The 17966-nt window shown below is 51.7% G+C and carries 8 protein-coding genes and 4 pseudogenes; 7 read left to right on the top strand and 5 right to left on the bottom strand.

Annotated features, from left to right (window positions below):
- Positions 1-295 precede the first annotated feature (295 nt).
- Positions 296-1015, top strand: a complete 720-nt coding sequence (locus tag RA29_RS16855; RefSeq protein ID WP_193743564.1) for a hypothetical protein — start codon at positions 296-298, stop codon at positions 1013-1015.
- A 2109-nt stretch (positions 1016-3124) separates the two neighbouring features.
- Positions 3125-4762: a hypothetical protein gene (locus tag RA29_RS22060; RefSeq protein WP_193743563.1), complete on the top strand. Its 1638-nt coding sequence runs from the start codon at positions 3125-3127 to the stop codon at positions 4760-4762.
- 86 nt (positions 4763-4848) lie between these two features.
- On the opposite strand, the gene RA29_RS22955 is transcribed toward RA29_RS22060, so the two are convergent.
- Together RA29_RS22955 and RA29_RS22535 are read right to left on the bottom strand one after the other, a co-directional pair.
- The gene (locus RA29_RS22955; RefSeq protein WP_152613060.1) at positions 4849-5760 is read right to left on the bottom strand and encodes a hypothetical protein; all 912 of its coding nucleotides are present in this window, start codon (positions 5758-5760) and stop codon (positions 4849-4851) included.
- A gap of 143 nt (positions 5761-5903) precedes the next feature.
- Entirely contained in the window at positions 5904-6965 is a 1062-nt protein-coding gene (locus RA29_RS22535; RefSeq protein ID WP_082029588.1) for a glycosyltransferase 61 family protein, read from the bottom strand.
- A gap of 194 nt (positions 6966-7159) precedes the next feature.
- On the opposite strand from RA29_RS22535, the gene RA29_RS16835 reads away from it, so the two are divergent.
- Entirely contained in the window at positions 7160-8371 is a 1212-nt protein-coding gene (locus tag RA29_RS16835) for a hypothetical protein (protein ID WP_039688129.1), read from the top strand.
- A 308-nt stretch (positions 8372-8679) separates the two neighbouring features.
- Here the strand turns inward: RA29_RS16835 and RA29_RS16830 are convergent, their stop codons facing one another.
- A complete protein-coding gene (locus RA29_RS16830; protein WP_152613059.1) occupies positions 8680-9390 on the bottom strand; it encodes an acyl-homoserine-lactone synthase in 711 nt (236 codons plus the stop codon).
- Positions 9391-10592: 1202 nt separating this feature from the next.
- On the opposite strand from RA29_RS16830, the pseudogene RA29_RS22950 reads away from it, so the two are divergent.
- Positions 10593-10835, top strand: a pseudogene (locus tag RA29_RS22950) (DDE-type integrase/transposase/recombinase); the annotation flags it as partial.
- Between the two features lie 578 nt (positions 10836-11413).
- On the opposite strand, the gene RA29_RS22055 reads toward RA29_RS22950, so the two are convergent.
- Positions 11414-12607 (bottom strand): calcium-binding protein, encoded by a 1194-nt coding sequence (locus RA29_RS22055; RefSeq protein WP_052249734.1) that lies wholly within the window; start codon positions 12605-12607, stop codon positions 11414-11416.
- Between the two features lie 370 nt (positions 12608-12977).
- On the opposite strand from RA29_RS22055, the pseudogene RA29_RS23650 reads away from it, so the two are divergent.
- The 3 pseudogenes from RA29_RS23650 to RA29_RS16815 all read left to right on the top strand — a co-directional run.
- Positions 12978-13187 (top strand): annotated as a pseudogene (locus RA29_RS23650) (IS110 family transposase); the annotation flags it as partial.
- Positions 13176-13766: pseudogene (locus RA29_RS23645) on the top strand (IS3 family transposase); the annotation flags it as partial. The pseudogenes RA29_RS23650 and RA29_RS23645, both read left to right, overlap by 12 nt.
- Before the next feature lie 65 nt (positions 13767-13831).
- Positions 13832-14167: pseudogene (locus RA29_RS16815) on the top strand (transposase); the annotation flags it as partial.
- A gap of 437 nt (positions 14168-14604) precedes the next feature.
- On the opposite strand, the gene RA29_RS22940 reads toward RA29_RS16815, so the two are convergent.
- Positions 14605-16179: a calcium-binding protein gene (locus tag RA29_RS22940; RefSeq protein ID WP_152613057.1), complete on the bottom strand. Its 1575-nt coding sequence runs from the start codon at positions 16177-16179 to the stop codon at positions 14605-14607.
- Positions 16180-17966: the final 1787 nt, after the last annotated feature.

The raw sequence follows: 17966 nt of genomic DNA, 5'->3' as shown, positions 1-17966 counted from the left end.
GATATCCGTCGCTACGATCTGGTCGCCGCTGTGAATGAACAAGTGTCTTGAGCGGTGCGTTGAGACGCTACGCGCATAGCCGCTGGGTAAGCTGTTTGCAGGGTGACAATGGCGCACAGCGACGTTCAATGCTTTCGCACGGCTGCGCCTCCATGATCATGCCTCGCTTGTTTGGCAATCATACTTATCTTGCAATGTGGCGCCATCCGTCGGATCACAAGAGCAGTGCGGGGAACTGCATTTTATCGCTGAGATCGAAAACGCTATACATACAAAAGGGCGGATACAAATCGCAATGTTCAAACCGGCAAACGACATCCGCTACTTAGCGTTCTTGAACAAACTCCATGCCAAAAATCTGTTCGAATGGTATCTTGAGATCGGGACCAGAAATGGCCGTTCTTTCGCTCCAGCACGTGGGAATGCTATCGCCGTCGATCCCAAGTTTCAGATCTCTTCCAACGTTCTTCAAATGAAGCGCTCTTCTTTCTTTTTCCAATCAACGAGTGATGTATTTTTTTGCTCAAATTTTCTAAAAATCAATAATATACGCTTATCTTTCAGTTTCTTGGATGGAATGCATCTTTTTGAATTTCTATTGCGCGACTTTATCAATATTGAGCGAAACACGAAGATCGGTGGTGCGATTGCATTGCATGATTGCTGTCCACCAACCTTTGATATGACTGTCCGCAGTCTAAGGGACAGACCGAAAGGCGGATGGACTGGAGACGTTTGGAAAATGGTTCCAATTTTGCAGCGCTATAGGCCCGAACTCAAACTTGAAGTTATCGGCTGCAAACCAACGGGTATCGTCATTGTGTTAAATACATGTCCAACAGACACCACTTTGGAAGACCATTATGATGAGATTGTAGCGCAATACACAAGCCGTGAGCTTACCGGGGTTGTATTGGATGAGTTTTACGCGTCATTCGACTACGTCAACGCCGCCGATTTTTTGAGTCGATCAGAAGAAATTTTCAAAGATGTTTGCATAAACGAAAGGGAATAGATGGCTCAGCTCAAAGGTAAACTTAATCATCGGTGAGACGTGGGCAAAGCATTTCTCTCAGCATTCCATCGCTGGTAGTGTGCGGTCCGCTTCGACGCACCGATTGAGCGACATGCAGAGGTGCATGTTGCGCAAAGCTCTTTGCCATATTTCTAATGAATAGTGACGAATAAAAAGGTCGATACAGCACCCCAGATATCGCTCTATGGTTAACCTTGACGTAAGACTCTTTAGGTATTCGGCGACTGAGCAGTCACTAAACTCATCAAAGAACTGAAATAACTTTTTGATTTGGGCACCGAGAGCTTAGCCCTCTCGGTGCCTTTCTGGTTGGTCACTACGCCGGAGCATTTTTCACGCCGCAAGAAGATACACACCGCGTGAATCCATGGCTCTTTTAGCTGCAGCGCGGGGTCAAAAGGCCAATCACGCAAGCGCCTGTTTCTTCTTTTGAGATATACTACTCATTTCCGTTTTTTCAAATTGAACACGCTAAAATAGACGTCAGGTCGACTAATGTGCTCGCGCCAACGGATAGTGCATTCCTTCGACAAATAACGGTCTACTCCAGAGACGCGTGATTCCACAAAGGCGTTGGCTGCGGATGACTGTAGAGAGCTTAAAGACCGCCCCGAACGGCTCTTTCCAAGGCGCGAAAACCTTTGTGCAGGCACTACAGCTTTGTCGCAATGCGTGGACCATTTGCAAATTTGAGAAAACTGCGTAGGTCATCCGTGTGACTGGAACGAGCGCAGGCAGTTGGGAAGGCTGCGTTGGCGTTTGATGTTGAAGTACACCTTCGCTCTATCCGTGTTGCAACGTTCATAGTGCGCATGGCCGCAATCTGCATTTAACAGAGACACTAGTCGCGGCGCATGATCATTCGAACCTAGATTGGACACACCACACCATCGATAGAACTCACGGAGCGCTTGCCTCGGCCCCAAAATCGTTCGGTGTGACTTTACACATACGAACAAGAGCGGCCTGTTCGCAAATCAATATCTTCGCGATGGCCGCACACTTCCGTGGCACGGCGGCAAGTCCGGTCGCCATCGCTGCATCTGCCAAACGGGTGGTACGCTTCTGTGCTGATGCGTTTTCGAAACTGTGTAAGTCATCTGTTTCTGCCAAAAGCTCAATCCAACGAGTGGCAGAGTCCTTCGACAGGTTGAAAGGATGTTTGTGAAGAGTCAGAGTACACTCGAGTACGTCGTAGACGGTGCTGTAATTGAGGGATGAGATTGGTCGGCAAGGGCAGCAGAGTGATCTGCGCAGTTGGCCTGACTGCCAAAACAACTCGACATCGGCTGAGCTTACATTCAGAAACTCGGCAATTTCGGACCGGGACATGGGGAGGTGCATGTTGTGCTCTAAGCTTGGGCGCGTACGAGAGGTAGCACCCAGCACGATAAAGCTCAGTTAACAGGGCAAAAGATATGTGAAAGTGGAAGGCATCCAGCATATAGGTTAGAAAACGGGTATATTGAGATTCTGCCTCAAAAACCGGCCTCAAACCGAGCATCTCGCGGAAGAGCCCGGTGTAAACCGCATGCAATGCTCAGCGGCTCAGGCGATTGTCTAGGTCTTCAACAAGCTATTTTGCTGCGGGCCGGCGCTAGTGGACCCGTCGCAATGGGGTGGCTCTGCAATGAACTCTAAGACGTTTCCCGCCACCCTCTTGGGCGCCCGACCCTAAAGGTTGCCGCCGATTCCAACGCGTGGCCGGAGGTCTATGCCCAGTGCCACTGTGATGATTAGCCAACACCGATGGGGCAGCGCGCGCACTAAGCTTCGTGAACACCTATAAAACCAGTAACCATTCACAATGTCTTTTGGTGGGTAAGATACCAAGTGACCTGGCTTTTTGCCAACAGAGCGTTCCAAATGATTTTTGTCGGCGTCTGGACCGTTACGGCATGCGACCCACAACCCACAGCTATCCTTTTGCCCACGGGCTGGAATTGCCAAGAAAACGCGGCCTCTTACGCCCGCGTCTTCAATTTTGTATGCGCTATCCATCAGGTAGTGGATGCGTGACCCAGTGCTCTGGCTTGCGTCGCGAAATATGGTGTAGAATAGGCCTATGTCCCCGGACAAAGCAGAGAGTTGTTTGTTTTGCGAAACCTTCATGTCCACTTGGGACCACATAAAACGGGTTCAACGTCCATACAGGCGTTTCTCAGAGATCACGTTTCGACCGACATCCTGACAGCAAGAGACGCGCTGTATGTTACCGATCCTCTGGTGAAGCAGCTTGGGACTGCGTTGCAAGCCAAGGATTGGGACGCAGCGAGCGCGGTGGCAAAGGACTTGCAAGATTTGCTGCTGCTGGCGAATGCAAGAGAGGTCTTCATCTCGAGTGAAGATCTGTCCGGTGGTCTTGTGGGTCGGGGCCGCGTTCGGAGGGTGTATCCACGCCTATTTGAAAACGTAAAGCTCATCGATGACGCACTGGGCGACATCTTCGAATGCACCTACTATTTCTTTGTGCGGGATGAAGACGACTGGCTGAGAAGTGTATACAACCAGAACCTAAAACATAGAGCGTCTGCCACAGACTTCGATAAGTTTGCCAACGGCATTCGAGGGCATCGGTCTTGGCCATCAGTGCTCAGAAAGGCTCAAGACCGGTTCGGCGACCGGTTCGTTGCCCTGCCCTACACGCGTTACACGGAAGGGTCGGTGGTTCAACGCTTTGCTGACGCGGCGATGCCGAGGCTTCTCGTCAAAAAGGACACCTACAGCATGTATCAGGAAAACAAAGCGCCGGATCCGCAAATTGTGCAAGCCCTAGAGGTCGTCAACAAATCTTATGCGTCCGTCTATGCGAAACGCAATGCACGGAAGTATCTCACCACCCCGTCCCAAAAAAGCGCCGACGAGGGTATTGCGACCTCTACTTCGGCATCCGAGGATTTGGCCCAAAACGAAGAGCATGCCGGGGACTGGCCTCCTAACCCTGTTCGTCCAAATCACCTCGCCGACGAGCTGTCCGCGTTGTGGGACCGGACCGAGTTGCGCGTTCGCAGCCAGGAACCGCCAAACTTGCTGCCCGATCTTTCGACAGATTTTAAACAGGCGTGTATCGATCTGACAGAAGGCGAGGAAGCATTTCCAGGCGGCGGTCGGCACGATATGCATCAGCAAGACCGGATCCTGCGCCATCGCTTTCGAGGGCTGCCGCTTGTATGCTTTTACAATGCATTCGCGATCAGCTACCTGCGCCGCTCAACACCGCACACACAACATGCAAAACGCCTTTTCTGTCACTTGTGGGAGAATGAATACCGCATAATGCTCGCAACCTTGCCAACCCGGTGGCTCATTTCAGTGTTACAGACATTCATGGAGCATGGAACGTCAGAGGCGCAACGCCATGTTGGCACCGCCGGCTTCTTTTTCTCAAACACCATGAAAGCATATGAAGCTGAGCGCGGACTAGAGGGGCATCCGGCTGACAATATCTACGCGCATACTGAACCTTCGACAAAGAACGGCTTTCCTGGGCTGGATCGCTTCGCGCTAGGAAACACTGACCTTATGCTCAACCTGCTGGCGCAGCTTTTAGAGGCGTCGGCGCGGGATGACGTTTCGGGCCGCGTTTTGCGAGAGCTTTTGCTCAGAACTCGCGCCGCGAACACACTGTTCTCACGCATGGACCAGAGTCGCATTCACCACAAAGCCGACAAGAAAGGGTTTGAGAATTGCTGGAGCTTCTTTGAGGAGCCCGACCGCAGAAAATAGGTAAGTTTGGCACCTTTGCGATCCACAGTTTGTCGCTGCAGGAGACCGCGACCGGCGCGTCTGTCGAAAACGCAGTTGCCGCAGATCTAAGCTATGGACAAAATACTATCGGGCCACATGCCGGTTATTTCGGACCATTCGTATTCGTATTGGGTGTCGAGATAACGTTGTTGAGTAGAGGTACCAATTGAGAAAAGAGGAAACTCTGGCGACACTGGGAAATGCTTCATAGCATACCGCGCTCGGACAGTAGGCATATCGACTTTGCCGGTCGGGTCCGCAATGCTTTGAAGGTAACGCATAGCCCGCGCGGAGAGCAATTCTGATGGTTTCGTTTGCTTTAGGTGATTGAGTGTGCCGTTCGTCAAGGCACGTACAACCGATGCAGATACCTGTTCGAAGTCTTCATGCCGCCACAGCAGTGATTTGGACTTGCTAAAATGCGCATGGACCCATGCAACGACGGTACTCCAGGAGGTGAGATCGCTCCACAACACGTCCTCGATGCGCGAAATATCTGGTAGCGCGCGTCGCATTGCAACGCGACAAACTTCTTCCGCAACAAGATCACCTTTATGACGGACAGATAAGAACACAGTTGTTGCCTCACTATCGATCCAAGCCGGAAGAACGGATAAATTTTCTTTTGCGTCCGGGTACAACTTTCCATCTACAGTCAATCGCCTTGCAGACCCAAGCAACGCGCCGTCAGATAGGATCAAGTGTTTGAGTGGATAATGTTCTTGGTGCTTTTTTATAAGAGTTCGAATTGCAGCGTCATTATGGTCTGCGCAGACCGATGGGCTACGGTTTTCGCGGCCGCCCGGGAACAACAAGCCGGTCGGCCCTCTGAGTTGATCTGGCCCCAAATAGCAGACACCTTGACGTTGCAAGCGGCTCTTTTGCAACTTCAAAGTAGACTGTAGCGCAAGGGCTGAGGTGGCAAAGGCGCCAAGATGAACGCTTATGCTGGCAAGATCCGGACTATTCTGGGGCATATTCCACGCACACCGTAAGGTCCGAACCTGTTGTCAGCTTTGACAATGTTTTCATGTTCTATCCCGCCTAGGTCAAGGCAACCAAAACGCCTCGAAGGTAAATGAGTGCTTCACTCCTAGCGCTCGCTCCTGCTTTAAACTCATTAGGGCTCCCAAGTCCGCGATAGAACTGAAACGTTGTTAGAAATGGCGGCATCGTCCAATGGGCGCATTTTGAGCGTTTCCTGCTTAAGTCGGGTTGTCGAAGGCTTTATGAAAGACAGCTCTTCTAACGCCAGTAGAATCTGGTCGAAATCAACAGTACTGATGCCACGATAGGCTGGCCACGCTACACCTTTTTCTCCTTCGAAATTTAGAATCGCGTCAATACCAACAATCTGAGCTCGTGCGAAGTACCGCGTGGCGCGCTTTATCGAACTGTGTAACTTCGGCCGCCTTTGAATCAGCGCGACTCTCTGGGTCGAAGAGCATACGAGATTGATGAGATGGATGGCCGAACTCTCCGCTAAAACCACGTGCGACGCCGTCCGGTATACCTTCACTTGCTCGGCTATCGAATGGTTTTGCGGGTGGAAAATGTCGTACCCAAACGTTCTTAAGACATGTTCAAGGTGCTCTTCATTTTTGAAGCGTCCCAGATTGGCTTCTACTCTGCTTCTGCTCACATAAATCTTTGCGCCATCTGCCGACCGGAGTTCAGGAAAGAGCCTGTCACGCCACCTCAAACCTGCAGCGTCTCCATAGGGGGCTCTGTTTTGATGAAAGGAGACTTCCGGGATCGCGAGGTTTCGCACAAGCGTTGAGCGACTTACGATATACGCCTTATTTGACCAACCAAGTGTCTTCAACAGGTTAGTTTGCCAAGGTTTGAGATGTTGCGATTTTCGATTTCCTGCCAGAAACATCAGAGGTCCCGCGCTGGTATCGGAGAGTGCATTCGGTAGGTACCCTACGCTCTCAGTCAAAAAGTGGCCGAAATGGTCAATCGCGTAGCCTCCAAAAACTGCTGAGGGAATGGTTTGGACTATTGAGCCGAGTTCTGCATCTGTGACCAGGTTTTTGAGACGACCAACGCTCAAAATGTGCCGGTTCAGCGAGGCATTGTCTGTCCATACGCCACCACAAATCTGTTTGCGCTTGGGGCCAAATGCCGTCGGCACAAGAACACTGCTCAAACGTGGCGTGCCACCGGAATTTGCCGTCACTTTATGTCCTCACTTTTACGTCAGCGATGTCAGCGATGTCAGCGTACCGCAGGAAAGCATACAAGCTGCTTGAGATCGTTTGACGACGCCACTCCTAAGACAATTAGTAGAGCGGTTTACCAGTTTCGCAATCTTCAATTGCCACATGTGCCGCGTTGGATACAGTTGTAGTGTGGTAAGGATGGTGAGTCTGTATGTTGGTATCTTTGGCCGTGGCGGTGGGCGGTGTTATCGCCGGCAGTTTTTTCCTGTTTGATCATGATGACGACAGCGAACAACCCGAGCAAAAAGACGGGGAGAGTGTGGATGGAGGTATGGCCGTCACTTTGGATCTGAGCCTACTAGACAGCGATGTTGCGCCGAGCGCCCCAGCGGTTTCAACGGATCTTTCCTCAGATCTAGTATTAGGAGATCGCATTGATGAACCTATCGTGTCAAACGCGCCTTTCGATGACCAGACTGCATCAGGATACACCAATGTCATTGGTCAAACAGCCACATTCGTTGCAGAGGAAGGCGAGTTTCATAACGTGCACCTGGGCGGGGGAAACGAGTACCTAGAAGTGAACGGAAGCATTGCACATGTGGTAACGGGCGTCGGAGAGGACACTGTGGACGCGTCCGGACTTACTGGTGGGGAAATTCACGCTGGAATGGGTGATGTTGTTTACGGCTCTGACATTGTGTCTGACACGAGTTCTTTCGCCTTACTTGCAGTAAATGCGCACGGCGCTGAATTCCATGGGGGAGACGCAAATGAATTGGCAGTCGCGACTGGCCACAACGCAATACTTTATGGCGGCGGCGGGAACGATCATTTGCTCGCCTTTGAGGGAGACGTGGAGCTTCGAGGAGGCGCCGGAGACGATTGGCTGATTGGCAACGCGACAAGCGAGAATTTTGACCAAAATAGCCGCGTGTCTGACATAAATACTCTAACGAACAGCTCTTTTGATACCCTCATAGGAGGCGAAGGGGATGACCATTTGCTGCTGTCCAATGGTGACATCGGTGTCGGTGGCGCGGGCGCGGACTCTTTCGAAGTCTATCATCTGGACAACGCAGTAAATCCTGCGGCGCAGATACTTGATTTTTCGCCATCAGAGGATGCGCTTGTTGTTTATCTTGGAGGAGGCGCGCCTGGTGCATTTGACGACGCAAGTTACGATTTGACTGATCGGGTTGAATCTATAGGTTTGCCAATCGGGACAGACATTCTGGTCGATGGGGAGGTCGTCGCATCCATTGAAGGTGTCGCAGAATTGCACGTTGGTATCCCTATCATCGATCAGGTTGGCGAAGGTTCTGCCTCTTCGGGCTTGTTCATGGATGTGATAACGGGTGATGTCGCTGGAATTGATAGCTTCGACGTCATAGTAAAAGTGTTTCCCTCCACCTCAAGTTGACACCAACGCACCGTCTTCCTGTTGCTTAAAGATCACGGCGGTCTTTCTCGCTCCTTGCATTTGTGTGCCACAAAGATTGGCCTTTGGACTGTTGTTGGACCTGATACACCTTCACAAGCTGGGCCGCTCAAGTTCGCTTTGCGCGCTGAATTTAGTCCAAACTGGATGGGAGATCTTGGATGTATGTCGAGTACCTTAATGGCGCGTTTTCAGATCGCGATATCAGCGGCTCAGGGCTTCGCGGCCAATGCCTCCTACGGCCCCGGATGAGAGCAAGTGGGCGAACTTATCTGCCGCCCAGCCAGCCATCAAGCGGCGATCGTTTGCGTGTCCATGAGTTGGGTGTCAAACAATCCAGAGTTCGCAAAAAAGAGTTCCATCTCGATGTCAGAAACACCGCATCTATCCAGCAAACGCTTGTAGTCGTCGGCACAGTAGTCCCACAGTCCGATACCGATTTTATTGATTTCGCCCTGAGACCATCCCACGACAGTCGGAACAGTGCCGATCCGGCGATACACCGGCATCATTCTGCGGTCGAAGACACCGACAAAGTGCTCGATGCAACTCTCTTGCATAACCTTGCCACCAGCAGCCATTAATTTGGTTGCTGAATGTGGTCGAGCATCTGGCGACGTACAAAAGCGCGTACACTCCCAAACAAGCGGGCTTTCGATGGACACGCCGTTGTTTATGTCCAAAAAATGGTCATTCACCATCGTTTGGCCTGTTGTTGGAAGGAGACGCATTGATGCTTCGTGTCGGCCATGCTCGTCAGCGACAATCACATACAGTGGGTTGAGCAAGTCATACTCATCCCGCTCTTCGCCAAACTCGTTGACCGTGACGTCCCAACCGAGACGCGTTTTGAACTGCGCACCCCGGTCCACGAACATTGAATGCGCCAGGACTGGTTTAGATACCAACACCTCGCCATAAAGAAAGTGAATCATTGTTTCCGTCCTCTTTGTTGAGTGCGGAAAATTTGCAGGATCAAGGTTAAAGACTTCTTCTGCCATCGAACGGTGATGGTATGGACGACGCAACGCCAAGATGTCACTGAGTGAACGGGACACCGAGGATCTTGACCTGCCATCCAACAGTTGAGCAGATCCTCGGAGTCTGTGGCGGCTTTCCCAGATAGCTTTAGTTCAGCTCAATCCGTCATCACCTCATTGAACGCTTAGGGCCACTCGATGCGCGCTTATCTTTGAGAGTGCCCGGTGCCCATGACCATGTAACGCCGTAGGTTACGCAAGCGGCCGTAAGCGTCAGACATTGAACGGATTAATGGAAGAACGGGGTTGAGTTTTGCAAGCGGGAACAACAGCGCCTCTTGCACTCAAACCCCGAGTGTAGAATGGGCCTGCAATAAATGCCGCGAGGGTATCTCACGCGGGCGCGCTCCAAGACCCGCACACATATTCCCGCACAGGGTTCGATTCGATCAAGCCAGATAGATACGCAGTGGGGAGATACTGTCCCGGAATCTACGGCAACTGAATTCTCTTACGGTTTTGTGCATCAAAAAATGAACCAAGATGCGGCGACGAGCTGAATGAGAGTGACCGTTGCGCCCAAGAAAAACATAAGGTCGAGGCCAGCACGACGGCGCCAACTGGGCCGTCGATTGTCATTAGCAACACGCTGAGAAACTGGTTCCGGTGTCATCTGCATCGTCTGTTGTGTGTTGGCAGAATCCTATCGAGCGTCCGAGGACAGCGCAGTCTCTCACCGTTTCATGACCCAAAACCAAAGAGTGCAAAAACACATCATGGCGTGCCGCATCTATAGCGTCATCCAGCTCACTTTCTAGATGCACCATTTGGTGTTCGCGTGCGTACGCCTTCAAGTCCTGACATACTTCTACAATCCAGACGTGATCGTGCATTTCCGAATCCCCAGGTTGTTATCGTCTCAACCAAAAGGCCTCAGAGTTAACGTGCGGTAAATCCGCCCCGGACACAGCTTTGATCCCTGCGACTGCGACCGCAGAAAAGCTTATGTGGTCGGCCAGTACCAGACATTGATCTTTCGTTCGTCGCGCAGCCGTAATGTGCAAAGCACATCTAAGAGTGCCAGGTTAAGCTGCTCAAAACCGGTTTGGCGCGCATGCTCAGCAGCGACCATACCTCTTACTGTGAACTGAACCGCGCCGGGTTTGCCGCAGGCTCCAACTCGTCAGTAGGATGGAGCATCGTGACAAAGACGACGAACAAGTATTCGCCAGGATATCGGGATTGAAGGCGTCGTACGCGGTAAGAAACTCAAAACAAAGATCCCGGACAAGGCGCTGCCGTGCCCATTGGACAAGGTGAACCGCCAGTTCGATGCGTCAGCGCCAAACGTGCTCTAGGTGAGTGACTTCACCTACGTCGCGACATGGCAGGGGTTTGTCTATGTGGCTTTCGTCATCGACGTCTTTGCCCGGCGCATCGTTGAGTGGCGTGTCAGCCGCACGGCTATCCGACCGTTTCCAATGTCGGCAATGCGATCTACGGATATAGCATTGGTAGCCTCTACTGAAAGAGCGGTTTGAACCCGCACCCGCTAAGTGGGCAATCCATACTTTGCAAATTTGCAGTGTCCGCTTTCTGCGCATCACTGACATTCATGCAGACCGCAGCATTGATGCAGCATTGATCGGAATGGGCTCATCGCCGCCCTCGGATGCAGCGCAGCATTTGCCCGGTCAGGGTTGGGGCGATCATCACGGACGGCCCAAAGCCGAACTTAGACTAACCTTCAAGATGCTGCGGTCACAGCCTGGTTACCGGACATTCGCTGCAAGCGCACAATTGAACGATGGTCGAACTTACAGATCGCGGACATATCGACCATTTGGTTCGGCTAACGGAACGTCAGCAGTCGCTAACTTGTTGCCATTGATACCCGAAATATCAGGCGCTGTTCTAACTTGTTGTCGCTTGATCGTTGCAATTGACGCTCAATTTATTCGTTTCCAAGGCGACCGTTGTTCGCAGCGACTATACAACCGCGAATGATGGAACGGTGGCGTAGCGGAACGAGACCGCGATTGCATCACGGGGTGACAAAAGCAATTAGCAAATCAACTGATCCGCCAAGTACGTGCGCAACACTAACCCCGTCAACAAGTATTTCTACGCCATTTCCATCAAGGGATGTTACCACCTCTGTCACAATATCGATGCGATCAATGACGTTGATGAGGATCACATCTTCAGCTTCATCGTAATCTGTTATTCGCACCGGTTGCTCATCAAAATCTGCACTAGAAATAGTTGCCTTGCTTAGGCTTATAACGAACTCGTCGTTCCCGTCGCCTCCATTAACGACACTGGCTGGGATTGTCGTGTCGCTACTAAAGCCTCCTCCAACTTGAGCGATTATCGTGTCGTTGCCAAAGCCTCCCGAAGCGGTTGCACCCGGAGTGACGCGAATTGTATCATCTCCGTCGTCTCCCATCGCGTTGCTGCCCCTGCTAGCGAAAATGCTATCATCACCTGCACCACCAGAAAGTGTATGTGTACCAAATCCAGAAGCTAACGTATCGTCACCGTCCCCACCGTACACTTCAGAGTTACCGTAAGAACTACTTATGTCGTCATCACCATCTCCACCAAACACTGTATCAGTACCCGGCTGAAGGTCTCCCTGCTGAGAGTTCGAATTTATGACATCGTTCCCTGCGCCGCCGTAAATCAAGTCGGAGCCGGTGACGCCATCTATAGTGTCGTTTCCGGCGCCGCCATGAAGCTCGTCGTTGCCGTAACCGCCATAAACGGAGTCGTTGCCCGATCCACCAAACGCGGTGTCATCTCCACGACCTAAATTCAGGGAATCGTCGCCTTGATTCCCGAATACGTTATCGTTTCCACTCACTGCGTTGATGCTATCATCACCGAACCCACCGAATACCGTATCGTCACCACTTCCTGCTCCAAGTGTATCGTTTCCATTAAACCCGCGAATTAAGTCTGCTCCACCTCGTGCTTCGAAAACATCATCGCCTGCCTGTCCCCAAAACAGATTAGACGAACTATTCCCAATAACAGCCGAACCGTCTTCGGAACCTTCAAAAAAGTTATCTTCGCTAAAGGCTTGCCTTTCTTCTGTAAGGTCCACAGCGCCGTTTGTGTCCTCTACAGTTTCTTCGCTATCTATGAAATCACTGTTGACATCTTCGCTATCATCGCCGTCGATTAGCGCTGGAATTACGACAGCAAGACCTAGTAAGCCCAATAACGCAAGCATCACCTCACCTCTTTACGTTTGAAAAATCATTTTTCGCGGGCTGTTCCCGCAACCCGCACCTTTTGTAATCCTACACGCGGAGCTATAGTGTTCGGTCATTGGGCAGATTGTAAATACGCAAAGCGAATTTTCATTCGGCCTGTAGAATTAGGTACTTTGGACTCGTTATCGCCGTTGGGGCAAACGCAGCAACCCACCGGTTGCCGCCTCGAAACCTTCATGGATCGGCCCAGAGCCGACCTTCCAACTTAGGTCACGAAGCTGCTGTGCGGTCCATCAGAACTGATGGGGTGGATGGCTCCTGCTCCAACCGGCGTCGCAATGCGCCATAGTAAAGGTGTCTCAATCTGCTTATGAAAAGAGCCACCCCATGCAAGTTACCACAATTGGCGTTGGTCTGGCCAAGAACGTTCTCCAGGTCCACCGGATCACTGCCACTGAGCACGTTGTGTTCAACAAGCCCCTGCGGCGGGCGCAGTTTCTTCCCTTATTTGCGAAGTTGGAGCCCTGCCTGATCGGTATGGAATCTTGCAGCAGCGCCCATCATTGGGCGCGCGAACTGACGGAGTTGGGCCTGGAGGCAATCTACAAACGCCCCCGAACCAGCCAGCCGCACCCGCAGCACCCGGTGTTTCCGTACTTGCTGAGGAATATGACTCTCGACCGCCCAAACCAGGTCTGGTGCGCTGATATCACATTCATGCCGGTCAAGAACGGCTTCTTGTACCTGGTCGCGATCATGGATTGGGCCACGCGCAAAGTGCTTCGTTGGAGACTGAGCAACACGATGCACGCGGACTTCTGCGTCGAGGTTGTGTAGGAGGCAATCGCCCAATACGGCCCGCCTGAAATATGCAACACAGATCAAGGATCGCAGTTCACAGGAGCCGCGTGGATCACGACCCTGACCGAGGCCGGCGTACGCATCTCGATGGACGGGCGCGGTCGATACCTGGACAACATCTTCATTGAACGGCTGTGGCGCAGCCTCAAGCAGGACGCGATCTACCTCGCAGAAATCAGTGACGGCTTACAGGCCCGGCGCGTCATCAAGGGCTCGATGATATTCTACAACACGGAGCGACCCCATTCCGCGTTTGATCGGCAAACGCCCGACAACGCGTATTGGGCGGGCTTGAAAGAGCGAAAAGCTGCATGAAACATAAATCTGATACACCTTAGAAAAACTGCAAAACTGTCCAAAAAATGCGACCAGTTCACATTGCCAGCATCGGAGGCGGCCATCAGCTCAGAAACGGTCGAGAGTTTGCCGCGTGGCTCGGTCTGACGCCCGCGAACAAATCCAGTGGTGGCAAGGAGAAGCTGGGGCGGATCACCAAAATGGGAGACCAGTATCTACGATCATTGCTTGTCGCCAGCATGACATCACTGGCCCGACAAACACGGTCCCACCCCGAACGCACCAGAAAGTGGTTGACGTCATTGCTCGAACGCAAACCCGCCCGTGTCGCAACCGTCGCAATGGCCAACAAGACCGCCCGGATTGTCTGGGCAGTGCTCACCCGCAACGAGCACTATAGCGCACGTGCTGCCGTCTGAGACGAAAGGAACAATGAACTAGCAAGACCCGCGAGATGATGGTGCATAAGTCTGCCGCCAACGCCAAGAAACTCCGCCGAATGGCGCGGGTGAAATAGCCCGAAGAGCTGATAGGAACTTGGTTTGCGGAACCCATCAGGGCCAGCGGTCAAAACCGCACAAACAGGCCGGACACATGACTGCTTCTGGCAAATGTACAAATCAGATCAAAAAGGACTTGCTATGCAGGAGTCATCTACACAGGCCGCTCGCCGTGCTACCGAAATCTTGACCCACACGAATTCACACATCGCGGGACGAAGTGCCCCTTCGCTGCGCCTGCTCCTATGACAGCTATTAGTCAGAAAATCACACCGTTTGAATTTCAGTGGCTTACCTATCTACTGGAAAGGCGAGCCGTACGGTTCGCCTTTTTTATGTTAGTCAGCTTCAACGCTTTAGAAAATGAAGTTGTCTTCGTGCATGAACGCATTCCAACTGGTCGCGTCATCGACGTCGACACGGACACGTTCATTCGTATCCCGGACCGTTACCATGAATAACATGTTGTCTCCGTCATAGATCTTGTTCGCCGTTAAGTCGGACAGCGACGATACACCCGCGAAAACGCTAAAATCGATTTTGTCCTGTCCAAGTACGAAGTCTGTAATCAAATCGAGTTGGTCTATTTTTTCTCCCCAGTTACCAGTGAGACGGTCCCAATCTAACAAGTCGCCAGTCTTAAATTCAAAAAGGTCGGAGCCCGAACCTCCCGTAAGAATATCGGTCCCCTGACCGCCGATGAGAATATCGTTCCCGCCTTCACCCTTCAAAGTGTCACCACCGGAACCGCCATCTATAGTGTCTGCTCCGTTTCCACCTCGGAGCGAGTCTTTGCCACTCTCGCCAAACAACTTGTCATTCCCATTGTGGCCTCTCAACTGATCGTTGTTGTTGCCGCCACGCAAAGTGTCGTTGCCGTTGCCACCGGCCAAGAAGTCGTTTCCGGATCCTCCCTGCAGCAAGTCATTCCCGTCGTCACCATATAGACGATCATTGCCTGCATTGCCGTCGAGGGTGTCGCGGCCGCTATTCCCTCCAATAATGTCATTATCGGCGCCACCAAGTAGATGGTCATCGCCAAGGCCGCCGTTAATTGTGTCCTTTCCGTTGCCACCATAAACAGTGTCGTGACCGCTGCCGCCCCAGACTCTGTCAGCGCCATGTCCTGCTTCTACAATGTCGTTGTTCAATCCTGCTGCGATCAGATCCACACCACTTGTTCCTTGAATAATCTCAATCGCATCTGCCGGTGTTTCATCGTAATCGTTGATGATATTGCCATCAGTAGTTGTGTATTCCGCAGGGACGTAATTCACAGGGTCCGTGTATGCCACGCCCTGCAGCGTAGAAAAATCCGGGACTTGGTTAAATGCCAGGAAATGCTGTTCTTGATTGGTGCCCGAACCGGTGTCCACACGGGCGCCTTCCAGAGCGTAAAAAATGTACCCACCGTTGGTGTTTTCAATCAAAAGCCATTGTTGTGTTCCAACATTATTAGGATCTGTGTGTACACCTTCAAATTCAACAACTTTGACTTTAATACCTGACGGCAAAGTCGCACCAGACGCGGGAATGGCATCAAGGTTGAGTGTGTGGCTGCCAACTTTTATTTCATCGCCACCACTGGAATGGTCGTAATCTTCAATCCGGCCAACTATCACATTGCCTGATGGAATGTTGTCAATGTTCGCGAAGTGAAAGACATCTGCCCCTCGGCCTTCCACGATACCATCCGAGTCACCTCGCACGTGATGACCTTGTCCCCATTGGGCAAGAGAAAAGTCCATAACAATGGTATCGTTGCCTTCATTGCCCCATAGGTGGATTTGGTTACTTCCACTTCGGCTGGCTATACCAGTTATGTAATCATCACCCTGCCGCGCTTGGATGCCCCCACCGCCGTGGTGTTCCGCGTTCCAGGTGAGTGTGTCGTTCCCAGCCGTCCCATTTGATCCGCCATGATTGTGCATAACGCGTCTCTCTTTTCTAAACACTGTGTTCGGTCACGCTTTTTTGCGTTTAGGTTTTGGAAGCGCCACCTGGGGTAGAATAATCGTATAAGTAGAGTTGAGTCGAGCTCGTTGTTCCAACTATGGTCGCGGTGCAAAGCCAAAATCGTTAACGGATTGGTCAATTTGAATGACAACCTGGACGCAAGAGTGTCTCAACATTTAGACATAACGTTAACCTAGCGGGAGAGATTGTGTGCAATCGTCATCCCATATGTAGCGCAGGAGCAGATGTGCGCCTACTAAATCGATAGTATAAGCTGCATTTTGCATATCTAGGGTTCAATCGGATTTTTGTTAACTGATTGTTAAATTCTGCGAACCACACGTAACCCATCGTTGGTGAGGGTTAACTATGAACAACGGCAAAGACCTAAAGTGGAAAGTACTGGTCGCTGCTGATGAAGCCCGTAGGCATGGTTACGTGCACACGTACCACGCCCTGCTAGAGGTTCTGCAAGCACTGCGAGATACTTCCGATCAAACACTTTTACCGTTGAATGTCCCGCAACGTGTTAGGCTTAGCGAAGTTATTCACTGAACCATCCACAAGCCCAGCCGAGTTGAAGTTCTGTTAACCAATTGCGTCCAATCGTTGGGTTTGGAAGTGATTTGACGGGGACGGTTATGAACGACGACGACTGGCTTATTCGTTTTTGCCAAGACCTTTATACCTACGCGGAAGAGAACAACCTGAGACACGTGAACACAGCTGCCGAACATGCACTAGAAGTGGCAACTCGAGAAACAGAGGGCGCTACGCGACTGAAACGGCTGGTGAACTCTCCTCGGCATGCCCTTTAGAGCCATTGCTCCTCGAAGCATGCTTTCGGAATCAATGCCACCGGAAAACAGAACTTCATGGCTTTCCAACAAAATGTGACAGTAGGAAACGTGCGTTTTGCCGTTTGCGACCCGAGCGGCTTTTGGGACGTATTCGGCGAGATGCTTTGCCTTTATGAAGGCCTCCCTACAGCTTAACGAAAGCCCCAGCTGATCACTCGCTACCAGAACTCTATGCTGTTGCGACAAGAGCAACGGTCCGTGATCCCCGAAGAAACCTGGTCGAATGAGCACTGGCCGCAGTTGGTGAAAGCGAAGGAGCTCTGCGCGGTGTATGTGCCGTTTTCCTACCCATAGTACCTCTTTGAGACCATTGTCCTTTGTCTGGACAAAATCGCCGCTGCGGATGTCCTGAACGGGTGCCGCACCCGAATTCGTCTGAATGCTAGTGCCTTCCGCCAAGCAATCCGCGATTTCTTCGATCCCGCACGGCAGGCCCCGCTCATGCAGAACCGTGCCTTTGCCATCGACAACACAGATCGCGCAAGACCACAGCGATACATCCAAGCCAGCATAATACTCCATTCGAAATCTCCGTTGTTCACAGTTTCCCTGTGAGCCTACCGGGAGCTCGACCTTTGTTCAGGATCAGCCCAATTACGCATGCTTAGGGCTGAAGAATATGCTGGGTATCGTAACCAGCCCTTAATCAAAATCGATTTCAACCGCGGAGTGTCCAACGCGGAGCGCCCGAATGCCTGTCTGTCCATTCACGCCCAGGAAGTCGACGGCAGCTACTACTTTTCAGACGCGCAGAGCCTCATTCTCTCAAAGAACACCTTGGAAATCACTGACACCGTTGATGACGATTTGCACCGAACTCAGGCAGATGATCCCAACAGTGATCAGACATTCTCATTTAGAGGCGAGAGTGCGGTCACGGACTACACTGTCCAGCACCTGGA

Source organism: Tateyamaria sp. ANG-S1, from assembly GCF_000814025.1.
Lineage (GTDB): Bacteria > Pseudomonadota > Alphaproteobacteria > Rhodobacterales > Rhodobacteraceae > Tateyamaria.
This window is presented reverse-complemented; position numbering and strand designations above follow the sequence as displayed.

What these genes read in the sequence shown, in the direction of transcription:
- RA29_RS22055 (WP_052249734.1), bottom strand. Translation starts at nt 12,607, where the DNA reads ATGCTTGCGTTATTGGGCTTACTAGGTCTTGCTGTCGTAATTCCAGCG.
- RA29_RS16835 (WP_039688129.1), top strand. Translation starts at nt 7,160, where the DNA reads ATGTTGGTATCTTTGGCCGTGGCGGTGGGCGGTGTTATCGCCGGCAGT.
- RA29_RS16855 (WP_193743564.1), top strand. Translation starts at nt 296, where the DNA reads ATGTTCAAACCGGCAAACGACATCCGCTACTTAGCGTTCTTGAACAAA.
- RA29_RS22955 (WP_152613060.1), bottom strand. Translation starts at nt 5,760, where the DNA reads ATGCCCCAGAATAGTCCGGATCTTGCCAGCATAAGCGTTCATCTTGGC.
- RA29_RS16830 (WP_152613059.1), bottom strand. Translation starts at nt 9,390, where the DNA reads ATGGCAGAAGAAGTCTTTAACCTTGATCCTGCAAATTTTCCGCACTCA.
- RA29_RS22940 (WP_152613057.1), bottom strand. Translation starts at nt 16,179, where the DNA reads ATGCACAATCATGGCGGATCAAATGGGACGGCTGGGAACGACACACTC.